This window comes from Streptomyces sp. NPDC048185 (genome assembly GCF_043202495.1).
Classification (GTDB): domain Bacteria; phylum Actinomycetota; class Actinomycetes; order Streptomycetales; family Streptomycetaceae; genus Streptomyces.
In genome coordinates this window covers 26,933-46,749 of sequence record NZ_JBIDAN010000015.1, presented here as the reverse complement: position 1 = coordinate 46,749, position 19,817 = coordinate 26,933, and the positions used below count along the sequence as shown (strand labels likewise).

15 protein-coding genes and 1 riboswitch are annotated in these 19,817 nt (G+C 71.9%); of the genes, 7 read left to right on the top strand and 8 right to left on the bottom strand.

All coding sequences use genetic code 11. The features are described 5' to 3' along the window. Positions 1-9 precede the first annotated feature (9 nt). The gene (locus tag ACGF3H_RS32375) at positions 10-996 is read right to left on the bottom strand and encodes a hydroxyacid dehydrogenase (protein WP_362494821.1); all 987 of its coding nucleotides are present in this window, start codon (positions 994-996) and stop codon (positions 10-12) included. Positions 997-1,334: 338 nt separating this feature from the next. Between ACGF3H_RS32375 and ACGF3H_RS32370 the strand changes: the two genes are divergently transcribed. The 6 genes from ACGF3H_RS32370 to ACGF3H_RS32345 all read left to right on the top strand — a co-directional run bounded on the left by ACGF3H_RS32370 (position 1,335) and on the right by ACGF3H_RS32345 (position 9,842). After that, positions 1,335-2,282 (top strand): ABC transporter permease subunit, encoded by a 948-nt coding sequence (locus ACGF3H_RS32370; protein ID WP_362494824.1) that lies wholly within the window; start codon positions 1,335-1,337, stop codon positions 2,280-2,282. A gap of 88 nt (positions 2,283-2,370) precedes the next feature. Then, positions 2,371-3,231, top strand: coding sequence for a carbohydrate ABC transporter permease (locus tag ACGF3H_RS32365; RefSeq protein ID WP_362494912.1), 861 nt, complete (start codon positions 2,371-2,373; stop codon positions 3,229-3,231). Positions 3,232-3,275: 44 nt separating this feature from the next. Continuing rightward, positions 3,276-4,949 (top strand): extracellular solute-binding protein, encoded by a 1,674-nt coding sequence (locus ACGF3H_RS32360; RefSeq protein ID WP_362494827.1) that lies wholly within the window; start codon positions 3,276-3,278, stop codon positions 4,947-4,949. Beyond that, positions 4,946-6,409 carry a M1 family metallopeptidase gene (locus ACGF3H_RS32355; protein ID WP_362494830.1) on the top strand — a complete coding sequence of 488 codons (1,464 nt, stop codon included), beginning with the start codon at positions 4,946-4,948 and terminating at the stop codon, positions 6,407-6,409. Before ACGF3H_RS32360 ends, ACGF3H_RS32355 begins: the two co-directional genes overlap by 4 nt. Next, positions 6,406-8,616, top strand: coding sequence for a right-handed parallel beta-helix repeat-containing protein (locus ACGF3H_RS32350; RefSeq protein WP_362494833.1), 2,211 nt, complete (start codon positions 6,406-6,408; stop codon positions 8,614-8,616). The genes ACGF3H_RS32355 and ACGF3H_RS32350 overlap by 4 nt, the downstream gene beginning before the upstream one ends. Positions 8,617-8,654: 38 nt before the next feature. Beyond that, entirely contained in the window at positions 8,655-9,842 is a 1,188-nt protein-coding gene (locus tag ACGF3H_RS32345; RefSeq protein WP_362494836.1) for a Gfo/Idh/MocA family oxidoreductase, read from the top strand. Here ACGF3H_RS32345 and ACGF3H_RS32340 read toward each other — a convergent pair. The 5 genes from ACGF3H_RS32340 to ACGF3H_RS32320 form a co-directional block, all read right to left on the bottom strand. Continuing rightward, a complete protein-coding gene (locus ACGF3H_RS32340) occupies positions 9,827-10,696 on the bottom strand; it encodes an SGNH/GDSL hydrolase family protein (protein WP_393590284.1) in 870 nt (289 codons plus the stop codon). The two genes, ACGF3H_RS32345 and ACGF3H_RS32340, sit on opposite strands and share 16 nt — an antisense overlap. Before the next feature lie 306 nt (positions 10,697-11,002). Further along, positions 11,003-11,398 carry a (2Fe-2S) ferredoxin domain-containing protein gene (locus ACGF3H_RS32335; protein WP_362494841.1) on the bottom strand — a complete coding sequence of 132 codons (396 nt, stop codon included), beginning with the start codon at positions 11,396-11,398 and terminating at the stop codon, positions 11,003-11,005. After that, complete coding sequence (locus ACGF3H_RS32330; RefSeq protein ID WP_362494844.1) at positions 11,379-12,200, bottom strand: ABC transporter ATP-binding protein; 822 nt, start codon at positions 12,198-12,200, stop codon at positions 11,379-11,381. Before ACGF3H_RS32330 ends, ACGF3H_RS32335 begins: the two co-directional genes overlap by 20 nt. Then, positions 12,197-13,210, bottom strand: coding sequence for an iron chelate uptake ABC transporter family permease subunit (locus tag ACGF3H_RS32325; RefSeq protein WP_362494847.1), 1,014 nt, complete (start codon positions 13,208-13,210; stop codon positions 12,197-12,199). The genes ACGF3H_RS32330 and ACGF3H_RS32325 overlap by 4 nt, the downstream gene beginning before the upstream one ends. After that, entirely contained in the window at positions 13,207-14,277 is a 1,071-nt protein-coding gene (locus tag ACGF3H_RS32320) for an ABC transporter substrate-binding protein (RefSeq protein ID WP_362494849.1), read from the bottom strand. Before ACGF3H_RS32320 ends, ACGF3H_RS32325 begins: the two co-directional genes overlap by 4 nt. A gap of 54 nt (positions 14,278-14,331) precedes the next feature. After that, positions 14,332-14,508: riboswitch (cobalamin riboswitch) on the bottom strand. 214 nt (positions 14,509-14,722) lie between these two features. Between ACGF3H_RS32320 and ACGF3H_RS32315 the strand changes: the two genes are divergently transcribed. Then, on the top strand, positions 14,723-16,348 hold the full coding sequence (locus ACGF3H_RS32315; RefSeq protein ID WP_362494852.1) for a multicopper oxidase family protein: 1,626 nt from the start codon (positions 14,723-14,725) through the stop codon (positions 16,346-16,348). A gap of 84 nt (positions 16,349-16,432) precedes the next feature. On the opposite strand, the gene ACGF3H_RS32310 is transcribed toward ACGF3H_RS32315, so the two are convergent. Then, entirely contained in the window at positions 16,433-18,196 is a 1,764-nt protein-coding gene (locus tag ACGF3H_RS32310; RefSeq protein ID WP_362494854.1) for a lysyl oxidase family protein, read from the bottom strand. Between the two features lie 497 nt (positions 18,197-18,693). After that, positions 18,694-19,728 carry a DUF6215 domain-containing protein gene (locus tag ACGF3H_RS32305; protein ID WP_393816568.1) on the bottom strand — a complete coding sequence of 345 codons (1,035 nt, stop codon included), beginning with the start codon at positions 19,726-19,728 and terminating at the stop codon, positions 18,694-18,696. Between the last annotated feature and the right edge of the window lie 89 nt (positions 19,729-19,817).

The window sequence follows — 19,817 nt, the reverse complement described above, 5'->3', positions numbered from 1 at the left end:
CCCCGGCGCTCACGCGATCCGCCCCAGGTCGCCCCGGTGCACCGGGTGCGCGAACGGCGTGCCGTGCGCGTACCGGCCCAGCTCCTCGACGGCGAGCGCGCCGAGGCGGCCCACCTCGTTGCCCTGGGCGCCCGCCAGGTGCGGGGTGATGAAGACGTTCGGCAGGTCCCACAAGGGGTGTCCCTCGGGCAGCGGCTCCGGCGAGGTCACGTCGAGCACCGCGTCCAGCCGCCCTGCGACCAGGTGTTCCGTCAGCGCCTCGGTGTCCACCAGGGCACCCCGTGCCGTGTTGACCAGCAGGGTGCCCGGCCGCATCAGGCCGATGCGGCGGGCGTCGATCATGCCGCGGGTCTCGGGGGTCTCGGGGGCGTGGACCGTGACCACGTCGCTCCTGGCGACCAGGGTGTCCAGGTCGGTGGGGGTGACCCCGAGCCGGAGCGCCTCGTCGTGGGTGACGTAGGGGTCGTGGAGCAGGACGTCGGCGTCGAGGACGCGCAGGAGTTCGACGACCCGGCGGCCGATCCGCGAGGCGCCGACGACCCCGACGGTCAGGCCGTGCGTACCGAGCCAGTGCTGACGGTCCAGGTCGGCGCCGGTGCGGTGGGTGCGCCGGGAGCGGAACAGTTCGGCCAGCGGGAACACCCGCTTCGCGCCCATGATGATGGCGGCCAAGGTGTACTCGGCGACCGGCACGGCGTTGGCCGCGGCCGCGGAGGAGACGACGATGCCCCGGTCGAAGGCGGCCGGGGACAGGAAGGTCTTGACGGTTCCCGCCGCGTGGATCACGGCCCGTACGGCGGGCGCGCGTTCGAGCAGTTCCGCGTCGACCGGCGGGCACCCCCAGCCGGTCAGCAGCACCTCCGCTCCCGCCAGCGCGGCAGCCGCGTCCGCCGAGTCGAACTCGCCGATGACGCACGGGCTGTGCAGGTCGGCGATGTCCTCCAGCCTGGCCCGGACAGGGGGCGGGAAGACGGCGTCGAGCAGTCCGGGACTCATGACCAGCACCGTGCGCGGCCGCCTGGGTGCCGGTGACGTGTCAGCGGCCCCGGAACGAGCCGGCACCTCTTCGGTGGTTCGCACCCTGCCTCCGGACAGTAATCGTGTTCTATGGAATGACCGGCACGCTAGGGAGCACCGGGGTCGGCCGTCAAGCACCGAGACCGCTCAACTGACCTGTTCTGTCTATCTTCTGCAGGTAGAGCCTGCAGAAATCCGTGCGAGGAGGCGATGCACAAGACAGCCGTTACCCCGCATCTCTTGACGATGGGGTTAACCGCTTACTAACTTGCCGCCGCAGAAGGTCACCAAGCGCCACCAGCCGAACAGGACGCGCCATGGCTGAATCAGCACCCCCGCTGCCGAAGGACCGGACCCTGTGGCAACGGATCAAGCGGGACCGGGTGATGCTGCTGCTCACACTGCCCGGACTGCTCTACTTCATCGTGTTCCACTATGTTCCGCTGCTCGGTTACGTCGTCGCGTTCCAGGACTACGAGCCCTACCTCGGGTACATGCACAGCGTCTGGGTGGGCTTCTCCAACTTCACCGCGGCGTTCGGTGACAGGGCGTTCTGGACGGCGACGTCCAACACCCTGGAGATCGCCCTGATCCAGCTGGTGTTCTTCTTCCCGGTCCCCATCGCCCTGGCCCTGCTGCTCAACAGCATCACCAGCGAGCGCGTCCGGCGCTTCGTGCAGAGCGTGGTCTACCTGCCGCACTTCATCGGCTGGGTGATCATCGTGTCGATCTTCCAGCAACTCCTCGGCGGCGCCGGCCTCCTGCCCGACGTCCTCGCGGGGCTCGGTCTCCCGCGCTACGACATGATGAGCGACCCCGACGCCTTCCCCTGGCTCCTCACCCTCCAGGTGGCGTGGAAGGACGCGGGCTGGGGCACGATCATCATCCTCGCCGCGCTGCTCGGCATCGACAGACAGCAGTACGAGGCCGCCGCGATCGACGGCGCCGGCCCCGGGCGCAGGCTCTGGCACGTCACCCTGCCGGGTATCGCTCCCGTCCTGATCCTGCTGCTCGTCCTCAACCTCGGGCAGATCCTCTCCGTCGGCTTCGAGCAGATCCTGCTCCAGCGCGACGCGGTCGGCCCCGACGCCGGTGAGGTCCTGGACACGTACGTCTACTACCACGGCATCAAGGACAACGACTGGGGCGTCGCCGCCGCCGTCGGCCTGGTCAAGGCCGTCATCGGCACCGCACTCGTCCTGGGCGCGAACAAACTCGCCCACCGCCTCGGCCACGAAGGGGTGTACCGCGGTGCTGACCGCTGAGAAGACACAGCCCGGCTCCGTACCCACGCGGCAGCCGAAGGGGGCCGGCCGTCCCGCGGTGCGGACGTCCGACGGCCGGCCGCCGTGGATGGAGAAGCCGACCGTCGCCGGCCGGCTGGCCAAGGGCCTGGCCCTCGTGGCCGTGGTCGCCGCCGTCGCCTATCCGCTGCTCGGCGTCATCGGCACCAGCTTCGCCTCGCAGAGCGACATCATCCGCTCCACGGGCCTCGTCCTGTGGCCCGACCACCCCACGCTCGACGCCTACCGCACCGTCTTCACCGGCGGTGTCGTGACCCGGGCGCTGCTGGTCAGCGTGGGCATCACCGTGGTCGGCACGCTCGCCAGTCTGCTCGCCACGATCGGCATGGCCTACGGCCTGTCGCGCCGGGAGGTCACGGGCTCCCGCTTCATCCTGATGACGGCGCTGTTCACGATGCTGTTCAACGCGGGCATCATCCCCAACTTCCTGCTCGTCGAGGGCCTCGGCCTGTACGACACCTACGCGGCCCTGGTGCTGCCCACCCTGGTCAGCGCGTTCAATCTGGTCGTCCTGCGCTCCTTCTTCATGAACCTGCCCGAGGAGCTGTACGACGCGGCGAAGGTCGACGGAGCGGGCGACCTCACCGTCCTCGTCCGCGTCGTGCTGCCCCTGTCGAAGGCCGTGCTCGCCGTGATCAGCCTCTTCTACGCCGTGACGTACTGGAACGCCTTCTTCAACGCGCTCCTGTATCTCGACGACTCCGGCAAGTGGCCGCTGCCGATGGTGCTGCGCACCTACGTCCTCCAGGGCCAGAGCCTCGACAGCGTCTCCGCCGGCGAGGCACTCGCCCCGCAGCAGGCCGTGCAGATGGCGGTCCTGGTGATCGCCGTCGTGCCGATCCTGCTCGTCTATCCCTTCCTCCAGCGCTACTTCACCAAGGGCGTGCTCACCGGGGCCGTCAAGGGCTGAGCGCGAGCCGCGGCGGCCCCGTCCCACCTCTCAAGGAGATTTCCGTGTCGAGCTCCACTCCCCTCGATCGAAGAGCACTGCTCCGCATGGGTGCGGGCGCCGGTCTCGCACTGACCGCCGCTCCCCTGCTCGCCGCCTGCGGCGACGGCGGCACCCAGGCGAAGGCGGAGGCCAAGAGCGCCTCGCTGCTGCCCCGCACCACGGTGCGCGACATCGGTCTCACCCCCGACCTGCCCGGCACCGCCGCGGGCGTCCCGCAGGGTTACTTCCGCTATCCGGCCGAGCCGCTGCGGGCCACCGAGGGAGCCCCGCTGAAGGGGGCGTCCAGGATCAGAGCGACCCTGGAGACCTTCTCCCCTCCCCCGCCCGGCCGATCCCGCAACGCCGCCTGGCGGGAGATCGAGAAGCTGCTCGGCGGCAAGGTCGACATCACCGCGGTGCCCGCCGACGACTACGGCACGAAGTTCTCCACGATGGTGGCCGGCGACAGCCTTCCCGACCTGTTCATGTACCCCGAGGCCGGCGGCGTCGACAACATGGCCGCCTTCCTCCGGGCCAAGTGCGCCGACCTGACCCCGTTCCTCGCCGGCGACGCCGTCAAGGACTTCCCGAACCTCGCCGCCATACCGAAGGCGGCCTGGCAGGCCGCGATCTTCGGCGGCAGGCTCTACGGCATCCCGATCGCCCGCACCGGCACCGGCGGCGCCGGGTTCTACCGCCACGACCTGTTCGAGGAGATCGGCATCACCGGCCTCGACCAGATCACCGGCCTCGACCGGTTCGTCGAGGCGTGCAAGGAGCTGACCCGGCCGGGGAGGGACCAGTACGCGATCATCGCGGGGGTCACCGGCGTGCTCGCCATGTCGGCGGGCGCGCCGTACTTCTGGCGGCTCGACGCGAAGACCGGCCGGTTCACCACCGACCTGGAGACACCCGAGTACCGCCAGGCCGTGGAGACGGCCCGCTCCCTGTACAAGGCGGGCTGCTTCTACCCCGGCACGCTCCAGATGTCCGGGGCCCAGAAGGCGCAGTACACGGACATGTTCAAGAACGGCAAGGGCGCCTACGTCTACGACGGGCTGCCCACCTACCTGGCGCCTGGCGTCGGCTACGTCGCCGCGATGAAGGCGATCGACGCGTCGTACGACCCGAGGCCCTTCGTGCCCTTCGGCAAGGACGCCGTCGCCTGGACGGACAACGTCGAGCTCCAGAACACGCACCTGAAGAAGGCGTCCGCCGATCGCGTGCGGCAGGTGCTCGCGCTGGCGGACTTCGCGGCCTCGCCCTTCGGCAGCCTGGAGTACACGCTGATCAACTACGGCGTCGAGGGCACCGACTTCACGCGCGACGCGAAGGGCAACCCCGCGCTCACCGAGCAGGGCAGCCAGGACGTCACCGTGCCCTGGAAGTTCCTGGCGTCCGCGGTCCCGGCCGTCTACAGCGCCGACTCCGAGGCGGGCGTGCGCCACGTGCACGAGACGCTGAGCAGGATGGTCCCGATGATGGAGCAGTCCCCCACCCTCCAGTACTCCTCCCCCACCTGGGACTCCAAAGGCAGCGGCAGCCTGCTCACGCTCAAGCAGGACGGGCTCAAGGACATCATCGCCGGCCGCAAGCCCATGTCGGCCTACGACCAGCTGGTCAAGGACTACCTCGCCAAGGGCGGCGAGCAGGCCCGGGGAGAGTTCGAGGAAGCCGTCCAGAAGGGGAAGAAGTGACGACGCGACGCTCCGTCCTCGGATTCGGCGGCGCCGCGGCCGCCGTCGCGGCCGTGCCCGCCTTGGCCGCGCCCGCCTCCGCCCGTTCCTCCGGCTTCCACCCGTCCCCGGGCTCCGACGGGGTCGGCGACCCGCTCTTCCCGACCCTCGGCAACGGCGGCTACCAGGTCGTCCACTACGACCTGACCTTCGACTTCACCCCGGTGACGTACGACTTCACGGCCGTGGTCCGGATGAACGCCAGGGCCACCCAGGACCTGTCCGCGTTCAACCTGGACACCGACGGCCACGCCATCGACTCCGTCACCGTGAACGGCGATCCCGCGACGTGGACGGTCACAGCGGGCAAGAGCGGACAGGAACTCACCGTCACACCGGCGTCGCCCCTGCGCGACGGACGGCCCTTCACGATCGCCGTCTACTACCACGGCAACGGCAAGGCGCCCCGACTCGGCCTCACGGGCTGGCGGTTCGGCAGTGACGGCGGCTTCGCCTCCGCCGCCCAGTCCTCCCGCGCCGACACCTTCCTGCCCTGCAACGACACCCCCTCGGACAAGGCGACCTGGACCTTCCACATCAGCGCCCCCGAGGGTTTCGTCGCCACCGCCAACGGCGAACTGCTTCACAAGACCCCCGGCGCGAACGGATCCACCGTCTGGCACTTCGCCCTGCGCGAGCGGATGGCGACCGAGCTCATCGGCATCGCCGTCGTCAAGGGCACGTACCTGTACGGGACCAGCCACCGGGGCCTGCCGCTGCGGCACGTCGTACCGCAGGGCAGGGAGGACGAGTTCGCCCCGGTCGTCGCCCGCACGCCCGACCATCTGGCCTGGCTGGAGGGGAAGTTCGGCCGCTACCCGTTCTCCGTCTACGGCGTCCACATCTACGACGGCTACAGCGACGCCCTGGAGAACCAGACCCTGTCCCTCTTCTCCACCACCTGGTTCCGGCCGAACACGAACGGCCGTCCGACGTACGAGACCACCATGGTCCACGAGCTGGTCCACCAGTGGTACGGCGACTCGGTCACCCCCGCCGACTGGCAGCAGGCGTGGCTCAACGAAGGCCCCGCCGTGTACTACGCCGCCCTGTACGGCGAGGAGCGCGGCTGGTCCGTCCTCGCCGACAGGATGAGGGCGACCTACGGCAGGCTCGACGCGATCCGCGCCGCGGACGGCCCGCCGGGACGGCCCAAGGCCCTGGGCGGCACCAACATCTACGACGGTGGCGCGCTCGTCCTGTACGCGCTGCGCCGGCGGATCGGCGACCGTGCCTTCGACCGCGTGATGCGGGTCTGGCCCGAGCGGTTCAAGGACCGCAACGTCACCAGTGAGGACTTCATCGGTCACGCCGTGGACGTCACCGGTGACCGGTCCGTCGACGGTTTCCTGCGCGACTGGCTCTTCGGAGCCGTCAATCCGCCCATGCCCGGCCACCCGGACTGGAGGGCGGACGCGTGAACGTGCCGACGAACGCCCTGCGGCTGACCGCCGCGGCCTGCGCCGCGGGCCTCGCCGCCCTGCTCACCACGCCCACGGCCCAGGCCGCGCCACCGCCGCGCACCCTGTACGCGGCCCCGGACGGCGCGGGCACCGCCTGCACCGCCGCCCGGCCCTGTGCCCTGGAAGGCGCCCGGGACACGGCCCGCGCCGAGACCGGCCGCGACGTCCGCGTCCTGCTCGAGAACGGTACGTACGAGCGCGCCGAGCCGCTCCGCCTCGGTGCCGCCGACTCCGGTGGGCCGGGCCGCACCGTCACCTGGACGGCGGCACCGGGTGCCCGCCCCGTGCTGTCCGGCGGCCGGACCGTCAGCGGCTGGGCGCCGAACGGCGACGGAACCTGGACCGCCGCCGTCCCGGCCGGGGTCACCCCGCGCCAGCTCTTCGTCGACGGCAGGCGCGCCGTCCGCGCCCGCGGCGCGTCCTGCGCCGCCGACGTCTGCGACGCCACCGCGACCGGCCTGACCGGGGCCGGCGCCACGGGCGTCGCGCGGTGGCGGCGTCCCACGGACGCCGAGGCCGTCATCCGTGTCCGCTGGCGCAACTACCACTGCCGCATCACCGGCGTCAGCGGCGACCTCCTGACCTTCGCCCGGCCCTGCTGGACCAACTCCTCCAGCGGCACCGGCCGCACGGGCCCGGCCTGGGACTCCACGACGGTCGACTCCACCCGCTACAGCGGGGTCGCCTTCTTCGAGAACGCACGTGAACTCCTCGACCAGCCAGGCGAGTTCGTGTGGGACTCCGCGGATCGCACCGTGACCTACCTGCCGCGCGAGGGCGAGGACATGCGCAGAGCCAGGACCGTCACCCCGCACACGGAACAGCTCCTCGTCCTCGACGGCGTCCATGACCTCACGGTCGGCGGAATCGGCTTCGCGTACGCCGCCTACCGGCAGCCCGGCACCGACGAGGGTTACGCGGGCACCCAGGCCGGTCTCACCCTGACCGGCAGCACCGGGCCCGTCGACCACGCCGGTCGCCACTACACCAAACCGACGGCGGCCGTCACCGTGCGCGGCGGCCGGCACGTCCGTGTCGACCGGGCCGGGTTCAGCCGGCTCGGCGGTGCCGGGGTGATCCTGGAGGCAGGCACGAAGGACAGCTCCCTGACCCGTTCGTCGTTCACCGACCTGTCGTCGGGCGCGGTCTACGTCGGCGACACCGAGCCACGGCCCGGGCAGGCCCTCGCCGGCGAGCGGAACACGGTCGCGTACAACACCATCAGCCGCACCGGCGTCGAGTACACCGACTCCGTGGGCATCTGGGCCGGCTACGAGGCCGAGCTCGCCGTCGAGCACAACACCCTCAGCCACCTCCCCTACTCCGGGATCTCCGTCGGCTGGGGCTGGAACCAGCCCGAGGCGCAGGTCTCCGTACTGCGCGACAACAAGGTGACGGCCAACCGGATCACCGACGTGATGGAGGTGGCGCACGAACAGCACGACGGCGGCGCGATCTACACGCAGGGGGCCCAGCCCGGGACGGTCCTGTCGGAGAACTACATCAACCGCTCCGCGTTCGGCAACACCGAGCGCGACGGCAACGGCATCTACCTCGACGAGCAGTCCTCGCACATCCTCGTCGAGCGGAACGTCATCACCCGCGTCGGCTACAAGTGGGTGTCCAACTGGGCGGACTACGGCGTCGGCAACACGGCCCGGGCCAACTGGACGGACACCGACGCGCCCGGGCTGTCGGGCCGGGGCTCGGTCATGACGGACAACCTCACCGGCCTGGACCGGCTGCCGGCCGCGGCGCTCACCGTCGCCGCCCGGGCCGGCGCCCACGGCGGCCCGGTCGAGCGACTGCGCACCGACCTGGCCCGCTCGGGCACCGCGGGCCAGTCCGCGACCGACGGAACCGCGACCGCGGACCTGGCCCTGGACGGCGACATCACCACGGACACCCGCACCCTGTCCGCTCCGGGCGCCTGGTGGCAGGTGGACCTCGGTGGCACCCACCGGGTCCGCCGGATCGAGGTCTGGAACAACTCCTCGATGACGACCGCCGACTTCGACGTCGTCACGGACGACAGGACGGTCCACGTCAGTGGCAAGGCCCGGCGCCCGACCGTGGTCGACCTGGACAGCAGCACGCGCACCGTGCGGATCGCGGTGTCCGGAACGGGACGGGTCGCCCTGTCCCAGGTACTCGTCCATCCCTGACCGGGCCGAACGCACGGCCCGACGAACGAAGGAAGACCATGACCGACCTCCGTATGGGCGTGCTCGGCTACGGACTGCGCGGCTCACTCGCCCGCACCGCCCACCGGCCCGGCGCAGGCGCCCGGGTCACCGCGCTGGCGGAACCGGACGCCCGCGCCCGTGCGAAGGCGGCCGAGGCCTTTCCCGAGGCACTCCTGACCCTTGACCACGGGGAGGTGATCCATCACCCCGGCGTCGACGCGGTGCTGGTCCTCACGCCCGACCACACCCATGCCGACCTGGCCTGCGAGGCGCTCCGCGCGGGCAAACCCGTCCTCGTCGAGAAGCCGCTCGACATCAGCGTCGAGCGCTGCGACGCCATCCTGCGCACGGCGTACGAGACCGGGACCCGGCTCTACATCGGCCACAACATGCGTCACATGCCGGTCGTACGGCTGATGCGGGACCTGGTGCGGCGGGGAGCGGTCGGCGAGGTCAAGACCGTGTGGATCCGGCACTTCGTCGGCTACGGCGGCGACTGGTACTTCAAGGACTGGCACGCCGACCGGCGGCACACCACGGGGCTGCTGCTCCAGAAGGCCGCCCACGACATCGACGTCCTGCACTGGCTGGCCGGCGGATACGCGCGGGACGTCCAGGCGATGGGCGACCTGATGGTGTACGGCGGCAATCCGCACCGCCGCGCGCCCGGTGAACCGAAAACCGAGGACTGGTACACGAAGGACGGCCACTGGCCGCCGCACACCCAGCGGGCCCTCAACCCCGTCATCGACGTGGAGGACGTCTCGCTGCTGAACATGCGCCTCGACAACGGAGTGCTGGCCGCCTACCAGCAGTGCCACTTCACGCCCGACTACTGGCGCAACTACACGGTCATCGGCGACTCCGGCCGGCTGGAGAACTTCGGTGACGGCCCCGGCGGAAGCGTCAGGGTCTGGAACACCCGACGCTCCGGCTACCGTCCCGAGGCGGACGAGGTGCACGACATCCCGGCCGCCGAGGACGACGCGGGGCACGGCGGAGCCGATCCGCTGCTGGTGGACGAGTTCCTGCGGTTCGTACGGGTGGGCGGCGGTACGGACACGTCACCGGTCGCGGCCCGGATGGCGGTGGCGGCGGGCGTCCGGGCGACGGATTCACTCCGCGACGGGGGGACACCACGCCGTGTGCCGCCGCTGGACGCGGACCTGGTGGCGTACTTCGAGAACGGTCAGGTCCGCGCCTGACGGGCACCGGCCGGGTGCCGGCCGCGGACGGCCTCGGCCAGGACGGTGCCGATGGCCCGGGCCCCTGACGCGTTGGGGTGCAGGGGCGCGGCCGGGCGGCCGGGAAGCACTCCCTCGATCCAGCGGTCGGCGGGGGCGGCACAGATGTCGTGTCCGATGCCCGGGGTGTAGGTGTCGACGAAGGAGGCGCCGTGCTGCTCGGCCGTCCGCTTCAGCACGGCGCTGAGGTGGTTGATCGCGCCCTGGAGGTGGTTGGCGTCCTGCTTCCAGTAGGGCTGTTCGGGGTGGCAGCCGTCGGGGCGGAGGTAGTTGCCGTAGCCGACGACGAAGATGCCGGCACGCGGCGCCCTGCGGGCGATCTCGTCCAGGACGGTGGCGAAGGACGGTGCCCAGGCGTCGATGCGGTCCCTGATCCTGTCGGTGCCGCCGGCGGTGTTCTTCTCCGCGCAGCTCGTGCCGTGGGGCTGCGGCAGGACGTTGATGCAGTTCAGCGCTTCGCTGAAGAGGTCGCTGTCGTTGCCGCCGATGGTGACGCTGACGATGTCGGTGTCCGGGGTGAGCGCGGCGTACTGGGGTGCGGTTCCGGGGTGCTGAGCGGTGCTCAGGTCGTCGACGGTGGCCCCGGAGCAGCTGACGTCGACGAGCGTCGCGTCCAGGGCCTCGGCCGCGACCCGGGGATAGTCGGCGAGGGAGCGCAGACACGCCGGCCCGGCCGGGTCGGCCGGCGGCACCAGCGGGGAGGAAGCGTAGGAGTCGCCCAGCGCGACGTACCGCGGGGAGTCGGCGGCCGACGCCACCGTGCCCGGCGCCATGGCCGACACGACCCCGCCACACAGAACCACGGCCATGGCCATGCGCAATGCTGCTTTCACAGGATGCCTCCGTTCGGCACGCGCGCGTGCGTGATCCTGTCTTACTACGAATACGCCCGGGCGGGCAGGACGCCGCACGGGGGCGTCATTCCTTCGCCCCTGCGCGTCGTCGTCCGGGGTCAGTGTCGGCAGCCGGCCGGCCGCCCACTCCTCCGGTCGGCGACAAACCCGGTCCTCCGGAGGTGCGGACGCACCCGCGAAACGTGCACCGCCCCGTCGTGCGCCTCGCGCACGGCCCGGCGTCCGGGTGCGGCCTCCTCCTGCCGGCGGTGTCGCCCGGGCCGGCCCTCACCCGCGTCGCGCCCCGCGGGGTGGCGTGAAGACGTACAGGTCGAGGATGTCCGGACAGGGCGCGACGCCGGGACCGCCGGCCCGGACCCAGGCGGCGATGTCCTCCGTGGCCTCGGAGTCGTTGACGAGGCCGAGCCAGACCGGGCGGGCCCCCGCGGCCCGGGCCGCGGCGGAGGGCTGGACGACGATCACATTGGCGTGCTCGCACACGTCGAGGCAGTCGGAGACACGGACGGGCACCTCCTCGGCCAGGCGTGCGAGTTGCCGGTCGTGATCCGTACCGGTGACCTTCGGAGTACCGCAGCAGCAGTCCCGGCAGACGACGACGCGGCACGGTGCCGGTGCGGTCCAGGCGCGGTCGGTGCCGGCTGCTTCAGGGCGCCGTCGAGGCATCGCTCGTCACACTCCCTTTCGAACGGGATGCGTCCCGGGCGGCCGGGCGCCGGAAGCGGATCACGGGGTGCCCGGCATCGTGGGTGACCTCGGCGTGGACGCCGTAGACGTGCTCGATGAGGGCAGGGGTGAGGACCTCGGCCGGGGTGCCCTCGGTGACCGCGCGGCCGTCGCGCAGGACGAGGACACGGTCGCAGTACATCGCGGCGAGGTTGAGGTCGTGCAGGGCGATCACTGTGGTGACGGGCAGGCTCGCGATCAGTTCCATGAGCTCGAGCTGGTGCTGGATGTCGAGGTGGTTGGTGGGTTCGTCGAGGAGGAGTTCGCGCGGGTCCTGGGCGAGCGCGCGGGCGATCTGGGCGCGTTGGCGTTCGCCGCCGGAGAGGGTGTGCCAGGACTGCCCGGCCCGGTCGGTCAGTCCGGCGCGCTGCAGGGCCTGTGCGACGGCTCGCGCGTCGGCCTTCGTCGGCGGGGTCCAGGGGCGGCGGTGCGGGATGCGGCCGAGGGCGACGACGTCCCGGACGGTCAGTTCGGTCCCGGTCTGGGCGTGCTGCTCGACGGTGGCGATCCGGCGGGCGGTGGCGCGGCGGCCGGCCTCGGTCAGCGGGCGCCCGTCCAGGGTCACGACTCCGCCGGTGGGGGCCAGGATGCCGGCCAGAAGCCTCAACAGGGTCGTCTTTCCGCAGCCGTTGGGGCCGAGCAGGCCGACGGTCTCGCCGGGGCGCAGGGTGAGGGTGACGTCGTCGACGACGACCTTGTCGCCGATGCGGCGTCCGACGCGGTCCGCGTGCAGGCCGGTCATGCTCGCCCCCGTCCGCGGTAGAGGACGGCCACGAACGCCGGGACGCCGATGAGGGACGTCACGACGCCCACCGGGATCTCCTGAGGGTCGAGGACGGTGCGGGCGAGGGTGTCCACCCAGACCAGGAAGACCGCTCCGGTCAGCACCGTGACCGGCAGCAGGCGGGCGTGCCCGGAGCCGGTGAGGGCGCGGGTGGCGTGCGGGAGGACCAGGCCGACGAAGCCGATCGCGCCCGCGCAGCTCACCAGAGCGGCGGTGAGGAGCGCGGTCGAGGTGAGGAGGACCGGGCGGACGCGGGTGACGCGGACCCCGAGCCCGGCGGCTGCCTCGTCGCCGAAGGCGAACGCGTCGAGCGTGCGTGCGTACCCGAGGCAGACGGCCAGGACCACGGCCAGGACGGTGGCGCAGAGCAGTACCTGTCCCCAGTCGGCGCCGGTGAGCGAGCCGAGCAGCCAGAACAGCACGCCTCGGGTGGTCTCGGCGTCCGCGGAGGTGAGGACGACGAACGAGGTGAGCGCGGAGAACAACTGCATGGCCGCCACGCCGGACAGCACGACCCGGTCGCTGGTGCCGCCGAGGATGTGGCTGAGCAGCAGCACCAGGGCGAAGGAGATCAGGGCGCCGAGGAAGGCGCCCGCGGACAGGGACACCGCTCCCCCGCCCACTCCCAGCACGACCACGGCGACCGCTCCCGTGGACGCGCCGGAGGAGACCCCGAGGACGAAGGGGTCGGCGAGCGGGTTGCGCAGCAGCGACTGCATGACCGCCCCGCACACCGCGAGTCCGGCCCCGCACACGGCGGCGAGGAGGGTGCGCGGCATCCGCAGGTTCCACACGATCGAGTCCCGCAGCGGCGCCAGCGTGCTTTCGCCGAGTCCGAGGTGGGCCGCGGCGGCGGCCCACACGTCGCCGGCGGAGATGTCGGCCGGCCCGATCGTCACGGCCGCGGCGATCGACGCGAGCAGCGCCGCCAGGCCACCGCCCGTCTGCAGCAGGGTACGGGCGCTCACTCGGCGAGCCCGAAGTCGCGCAGCCCGGCCGCGACCTTCTCGATCCCCTCGACCGTCCGGATGGACGGGTTCATCGCCTGCCCGCTGAGCAGGACGTACCGCTTCTTCCTCACCGCGGTGAGGTTGCGTGTGGCGGGGTTGCTCTCCAGGAACTCGATCTTCGCCTCGGCGGTCTCGGCGGTCTGCTGCTTGCGGGTCAGGTCGCCGATCACCATGACGTCGGGGTCGCGGTCGGCGACGGTCTCCCAGTTGATCTGGGGCCATTCGTCATGGGTGTCGGCGAAGGCGTTCCGCGCGCCGACCGCGCGGGTGATGGCGCCCGGCGCGCCGCAGCAGCCGGCCAGGTAGGGCGACTGGGAGTTGGCGAACCAGTACATGAGGGAGACGTCCGAGGCGTGCAGTCCCGCGGTCGCTGTGCTCACCCTCCTGCGCAGGTCGGCGACGAGCTCCTCGCCGCGCTCGCGGACGCCGAACGCGCGGGCCAGGTCGCGTATCTCTCCGTGGACGACGTCGAGAGTGAGCGGCTCGCTGCGCGATCCGTCGCCCCCGCTGCCGTTGTCCTTGCCCGCCGAGCAGTCGGACGGGGAGACGTAGGCCGGCACACCCAGCTTCTCGAACCGGTCGCGGGTGGCGACCCCGCCCGTGCCGAGGGTGGAGACGAACGAGGCGGTGACGAAGTCGGGTTCGGCGTCCAGGACCTTCTCGAAGGACGGGTTGTCGTCGGCGAGCCGGGGCACGGTCGCGTTCGCCTTCTCCAGGCCCTTCATGACCGGGTCGGTCCAGGTGGCCGTTCCGGCCATGCGGTCGGCGAGGCCGAGCGCGAGCAGGATCTCGGTGGTGCCCTGGTCGAGGGAGACGGCGCGCTTCGGGGCCGACGTCAGGGTGACCTCGTGACCGCAGTTGTCCAGGGTGACGGGGAAGCCGGCGCCGGGGGTCTGGTGCGACTTCGCGTCGCCCTCGCCGGAGGAACCGCAGGCGGTGAGCAGCAGGGCGGACGAGAGGAGAAGCGCCGGAGCACGGAGAACGGCCGGAGCGCGGAGCAGGAGGGAGGTGCGGAGCACGGGCATGCCTTCGGGGTCGGGGCTCGTACGCGGAGCCTGGCCTGCGGACGTCCCTCCGCGCCGGGGTGCGGAGGTGCCAGCAGGTCTTCGGACTCGGGTTCGTCCGGTCGGGGCGCCTTCCCGGTCTCCCAGTGGCTTCGTGCCCCGCCCGTCCCCCTCACCGCTGCGCGTCAGTTCCGGATTCGCACCGGATTCCCTGGCCTCGGATGTGGCTCGACTGGCCCTGAGAGGCTACCAAGGCCCCGTGGCTGCCCGGCGGGCGGCCGGCACCGGAAACAGCCGACGGCCCGCGCCCGGCCCCGGCGGCCGGCCGAGCGCGGCGCGCCGACCCGCGGAGGAGGCGGGCACGTCGTCCGTGGCCCTCCGCCTGACGGTGGAATCCACCACCGCCGGATCAGGCATTCGGCCGCATCGACGGGCTGTTCGATCATCCGGCGTGTCTCATTCAGACATGTTCACACCTTCTCGGCGTACCCTGCTCCGCGCCCCGTTCGCCGCTGCCGGTGCGGGTGTCCTGGCAGCCTGCACGGGCTCCGGCTCCGGACCGAGCCCCGGTCCTCGGGGAGCGGCCGTCGGGACGGCCTTCGTTCCGGCCGGGCCCCCGGGTTACGTCAATCCCTCCGACCCGGAAGTCCTCGCGGCCGAGCGGAGACGCGGGGCCGGTCCGGTGCGCACGTACCGGCTCACCGCCGCCGAGACGACCCTGGACCTCGGCGGTCGGTCGGTGCCGAGCTGGGCGTACGACGAGGCGCTGCCGGGCCCCCTGGTCCGTGTCACCGCCGGCGACGTGCTCGACATGACGCTCGCCAACCGGCTGCCGGCCGGCACCACCCTGCACTGCCACGGGGTGCGGCTGCGCTGCGACATGGACGGCGTTCCGGATCTCACCCAGGCGCCGATCCGTCCCGGGTCCGATTTCCGCTACCGCTTCACCGCCGGACAGCCGGGAACGTATCTCCTCCACTCCCACGTCGGCGTGCAGGCCGACCGGGCCCTGTACGCGCCGCTCGTCGTCGACGACCCGCGCGAACCGCTGTCCTACGACAAGGAGTGGATCGTCGTCCTGGACGACTGGGTCGACGGCGTTGAGGGTTCCACCCCCGAGGAGGTCCTGGACCAGCTCAGGCCCGGTGCCGCGGCGGACGGGGGGCACATGGCCATGGGGCCGGGCCGCGGCGGGAGCCCCGCCCGGCCGGCGACGGCGCTGCCCTCGCCGGCCGTAAGACCGGCGGGTCCCTCCCGGGTGCTGCGCACGTCCTACAGCCGCATGCTGCACGGCGGGGGCGGCAGCGTCGCCCACCCGTACCACCTGGTCAACGGGCGCCTGCCCGGTCGTCCCGAGGTGTTCCGGTGCCGTCCCGGCGACCGCGTCCGGCTGCGCATCATCAACGCCGGTGCCGAGACGGCGTTCCGGGTCGCGCTGGGCGGCCACGAGATGACGGTCACCCACACCGACGGCTATCCGGTGAAGCACACGCGCACCGATGCCCTGCTCGTCGGTATGGCGGAGCGGTACGACGTCCTGATCACCGCCCGCGACGGCGTCTTCCCCCTGGTCGCGCTCCCCGAGGGGAAGGAGGGAAGCGCCCTCGCCGTCCTGCGCACCGGCAAGGGGAACAGAAATCTCCCGCCCGCGGACGTCCGCCCGGACGAGCTCGACGGCAGGACCGTCCCCGCGCGCCGTCTCGTCCCCGACGACTCCGTGGCCCTGGACGATCGCGAACCCGACCGCGAGATGCGCATCCGGATCACCGGCGGCATGGAGAGGTACGACTGGGGCTTCGACCACGAGGCCTACTCCGTGGAGCAGCGCCGCGCGGTGCGCGCCGGGGAACGGGTACGGCTCACCCTCGTCAACGCCACGGACATGTGGCATCCGATGCACCTGCACGGGCACACCTTCGCCATCGCCGGACTGGACGGGCTGGGCGCGCGCAAGGACACCGCGGTGGTCCTCCCGCACCGCAAGCTGGTGCTCGACTTCGACGCCGACAACCCGGGGCTGTGGATGCTGCACTGCCACAACCAGTACCACTCGGAGAGCGGGATGATGACGGTCCTGGGGTACCGCCGGTAGGGCGCGTCCGGTGTCTCGGGCCGGCGGCCGCCGAGAGCGGCCGCCGGCCCTGTGCACCGTGTCGGTGCTCCGTCTGGCGTCCGGTCAGTTCGCGTTCACCAGGTCGTGCGCCGGCACGGTCACCGTCCGCTTGCCCGGCTTGCCGCCCAGCACGATCTTGCGCAGTGCGCTGTTGTTGTCGAGGCTGGTCTCCTTCAGTCGCTTCTCCGGGTTGGCCAGCACCTGGATGTAGTAGATGCCGTTGGGCACCTGGGTGATGTCGAAGGACTGGCCCGGCAGGTCCTGGGTGTACGTGTCCCCGGAGCCGACGTCCAGCACCTCACGGACGGAGATCGAGTTCTCCTGGCCGCAGGCGGTCGACAGGTCGGTGTTGTACGGGTGCCAGTTGGCGTTCTTCACCGTGTAGTCGATCGCGTCGGTGTTGGCCAGGCAGAAGGCCTCCTTGCCGCTGCGCACGGCTTCCTTCTTGTCGGCCTTCAGCAGCCGGTAGCTGGCGAAGTCGGTGAAGTGCCAGTGCACATGGCCCGGGCGCGGGTCCCATTCCATGGTGCCGGTCGGGGTGTAGCCGACCTGCTTGCCCTTGGCGTCGTAGAAGTACTGGTAGGCGTCCATCTTGGCCTTGCCGGGCGAACGGAAGCCGTCCACCACCAGCTGCGCCGGGCCGGCGTTCCACACGTTCGCGCTGAAGGCCAGGTAGTCCTTGCCGGGGACGTCCTCCTCACCGTCGCTGATGACGATCCCGTAGGCCGGCAGCGAGCGCAGGTCGGGCTTGGGGACGTCCGGGACGGAGGCCTCGCCGGCGGGGCGCTTCGACAGCGGCTTCAGCGCGGGCGCCCTGCGCGAGCCGTCGGTCTGCCCGGCCGTGTCGCCGGTCCGCAGGGAGCGTGCGGCCTGCTCCTTCTTCACCGCCCAGGGCAGGGCCGGGGGCGCCGCCTTCAGCGGTCCGTGGCCCACGTTGTACGAGGGGCCCGCGCCGCTCGTCACCGGCGCGGCGGCCTGGGCGGGGGTCGGGGCGTGTCCCGGGCCGTGGCCCGCGTGCCCGGACGGCGCCTGGTGGCCGGCGTCGTGCCCGGCGTGCTCGCCGGCCCCCGCGGACCACGCGGAACGGGTCGCCGGCACGGCGACGCCCTCCTCGTCCTCATAGCTCCGTTCCTCCACGGTGACCTTCACCGTGGCCGGCTTGTCGGCGATGCCGAAGAGGTCGCGGTACTTCTTGGCGACCCCGACCTTGGCGGTGTACGTACCGGCCGCCAGCTTGACCGGGTTGCTGTACGAACCCCCGTAGGTGTTGGCGGCCCAGCCCTTCTCGACGCCCCACACCGAACCGAGGGTGAACGGGTTGGTGGGGCAGCTCTCCGGATACCTGGAGGTGGCGGGCGCGTCGGGGCGCACCCGTCCGCTGGCGTTGTTCGGGCAGAAGTCCTCGGTCCGGCCGAGGACCTTCTTGCCCGCCTTGTCGGTGACCGTGATCTCCGCGAAGCCGGGCAGGCCCGAGAAGTCCTTCACCGTGCCCTTGGGCAGGGTCCTGGTCCTGGCCTTGCCGCCCTCGTACACGGTCTGCGTGACGGTCACCGGGTCCTTGTAGGACTTCCGGGTCACCTTCAGCTCCAGCGGCGTGCCCTCGGCGGTGAGGTAGGTGCCGAGGTCGAGGTAGACGCCCGGGTCCTCCTTCCAGGAGGTGAGCGTGAGCGAGCCGGTCGCGGCGATCAGGCTGAGCTTGGGCCCGGTCGCGGCCTTCGCCGGCTCCGACGTGGCGGCGACGAGCCCGGCCGTCACGGCCAGGGCGGCGACGGCCGTGGTGCCCGCGAGCAGCGGACGCCGCAGCCGGGTGGTGCGCGTTCTGGTCATCGTTCCCTCGTCCTCCGGGTGCTGTGAGAAGGAGACAGACGGCGGGCGGCACGGTGTGTCGGCGAGGACAGCCGCAGAGCCGGCCGTGCGAGGGGCGGTTGCTGTGCCCGCGCTGTGAGAGGGGCGGGCCGGGGGCTCGGTTGTCCGGGTGTGGGAAACGGCGGGAGGTTGGCCGGATAGCTCCGTTGCGGAGGAAATCGGGTCATTCTTCCGGGCACGGCCCACCGGATGACGGCCCTTCTGCTATCAGGTGCGGCCGGTGTCCCCCCGCCGGCACCGGGAAGCCCTGCCGGCGGAGCCGCCGTTGCCGGAGGCCGGGACGAGCCGGCCGCGATGAGCGAAGCGGGTGGCGGCCCGCCGCCCGCCGCACCGGTCGTCCCGGAGACCGGGGCTCCGGTCGGGCCGCCCCGTGGTTCCGCTTCGGGAGCAGCCCGGCGCCGGGGGGGCGACGCGCGCTCTCCGTCACGCGTCGTCGCCGCCGGCCTCCGGGCTCCTCGTCACACGGACCGTCCGGGGATCGTCGGCAGGACCTTCTCGGCGATGCCGAGGAGGGCGCTGTCGTCCGGCAGGGCGCCGGAGGCGCTCCACACGGTGATGTCGTAGTAGCCGCCCCGGTCCTTCCCGTCGAAGGCCACGGTCAGCGTCCTGGCCAGGGGGCCCTCCTCGACCGGGCCGCCGGAGGAGCCGCCCCCGAGATTGATCTCGATCTTCATGGTGTGGTCCGAGGAGAGGACCGCGGGCCGGCCGAGGACCGAGAGCGTCCTGACGTCCGTCTCCCCACCGAACTTCATCAGCTTCACGTACTGCGCGATCGACAGCTCGTTGTACGTGGCCGACACGTTCACGGTGTACGTGTCGAACTGGACCTCGGCCTCCGGCTGGGCGACGTTCCCGCCGGTCAGGGGGGCGGTGTTGCTCGTGCCGGATGCCACGGTCGCGGTCTCCGCGGGCGTGCCGAGGAGCTGGGCCAGGTCGGTCCGGTTGAGTGCCTTGCACAGTTCGTCGCCGGTCACGGGGTGGGGCGTCTTCGCGTAGGCGCTCGGCAGTTCCTCGTCCTCCCCGCTCGAGCACGAGGCGGCCTGCGGCGTGCTGCCGTCGTCGGAGGGCAGCAGTTCCGGGCCGAGCCAGAGCGCGGCCCCGAGCGCCGCGAACACGGCCACGGCCGCGACGGCCTGGCCCCACGCGTTGGGTTCCTTCTCCGGAGCGGCCGGGGCGGGAGGCTGCCCCGCCGCGGCCTGAACCTGCGGCTGCGGCTGCGGCTGCGGCTGCGGCTGCGGCTGCGCATCAGCGTGGGCCGCCGCCTCGTCCGCGGCGGGCGCCGGGCTCGGATTCCGGCGGGCGCGCACGGCCTTGACGACCATGTGGACGCGTATCGCGGTGCCCACCAGGAACACCGTGCCGATCCCGGCCGGCACCCAGTCGCGCTCCTCGACGGCGAGGTACATGATGCGCACGCCGAAAACGGATCCGACCGCGATGAGCAGGGGCTCCCGGACCCAGAAGGGCAGGAGACGGATGAGAGAACCGAGCATTCGGTGATCTCACCAGGCAAGATCACACCTGACTGTGATGGAGGCCACAGTTCCGGGTCACGGATGTGTAGCGAGCGCATGCGGTCCGC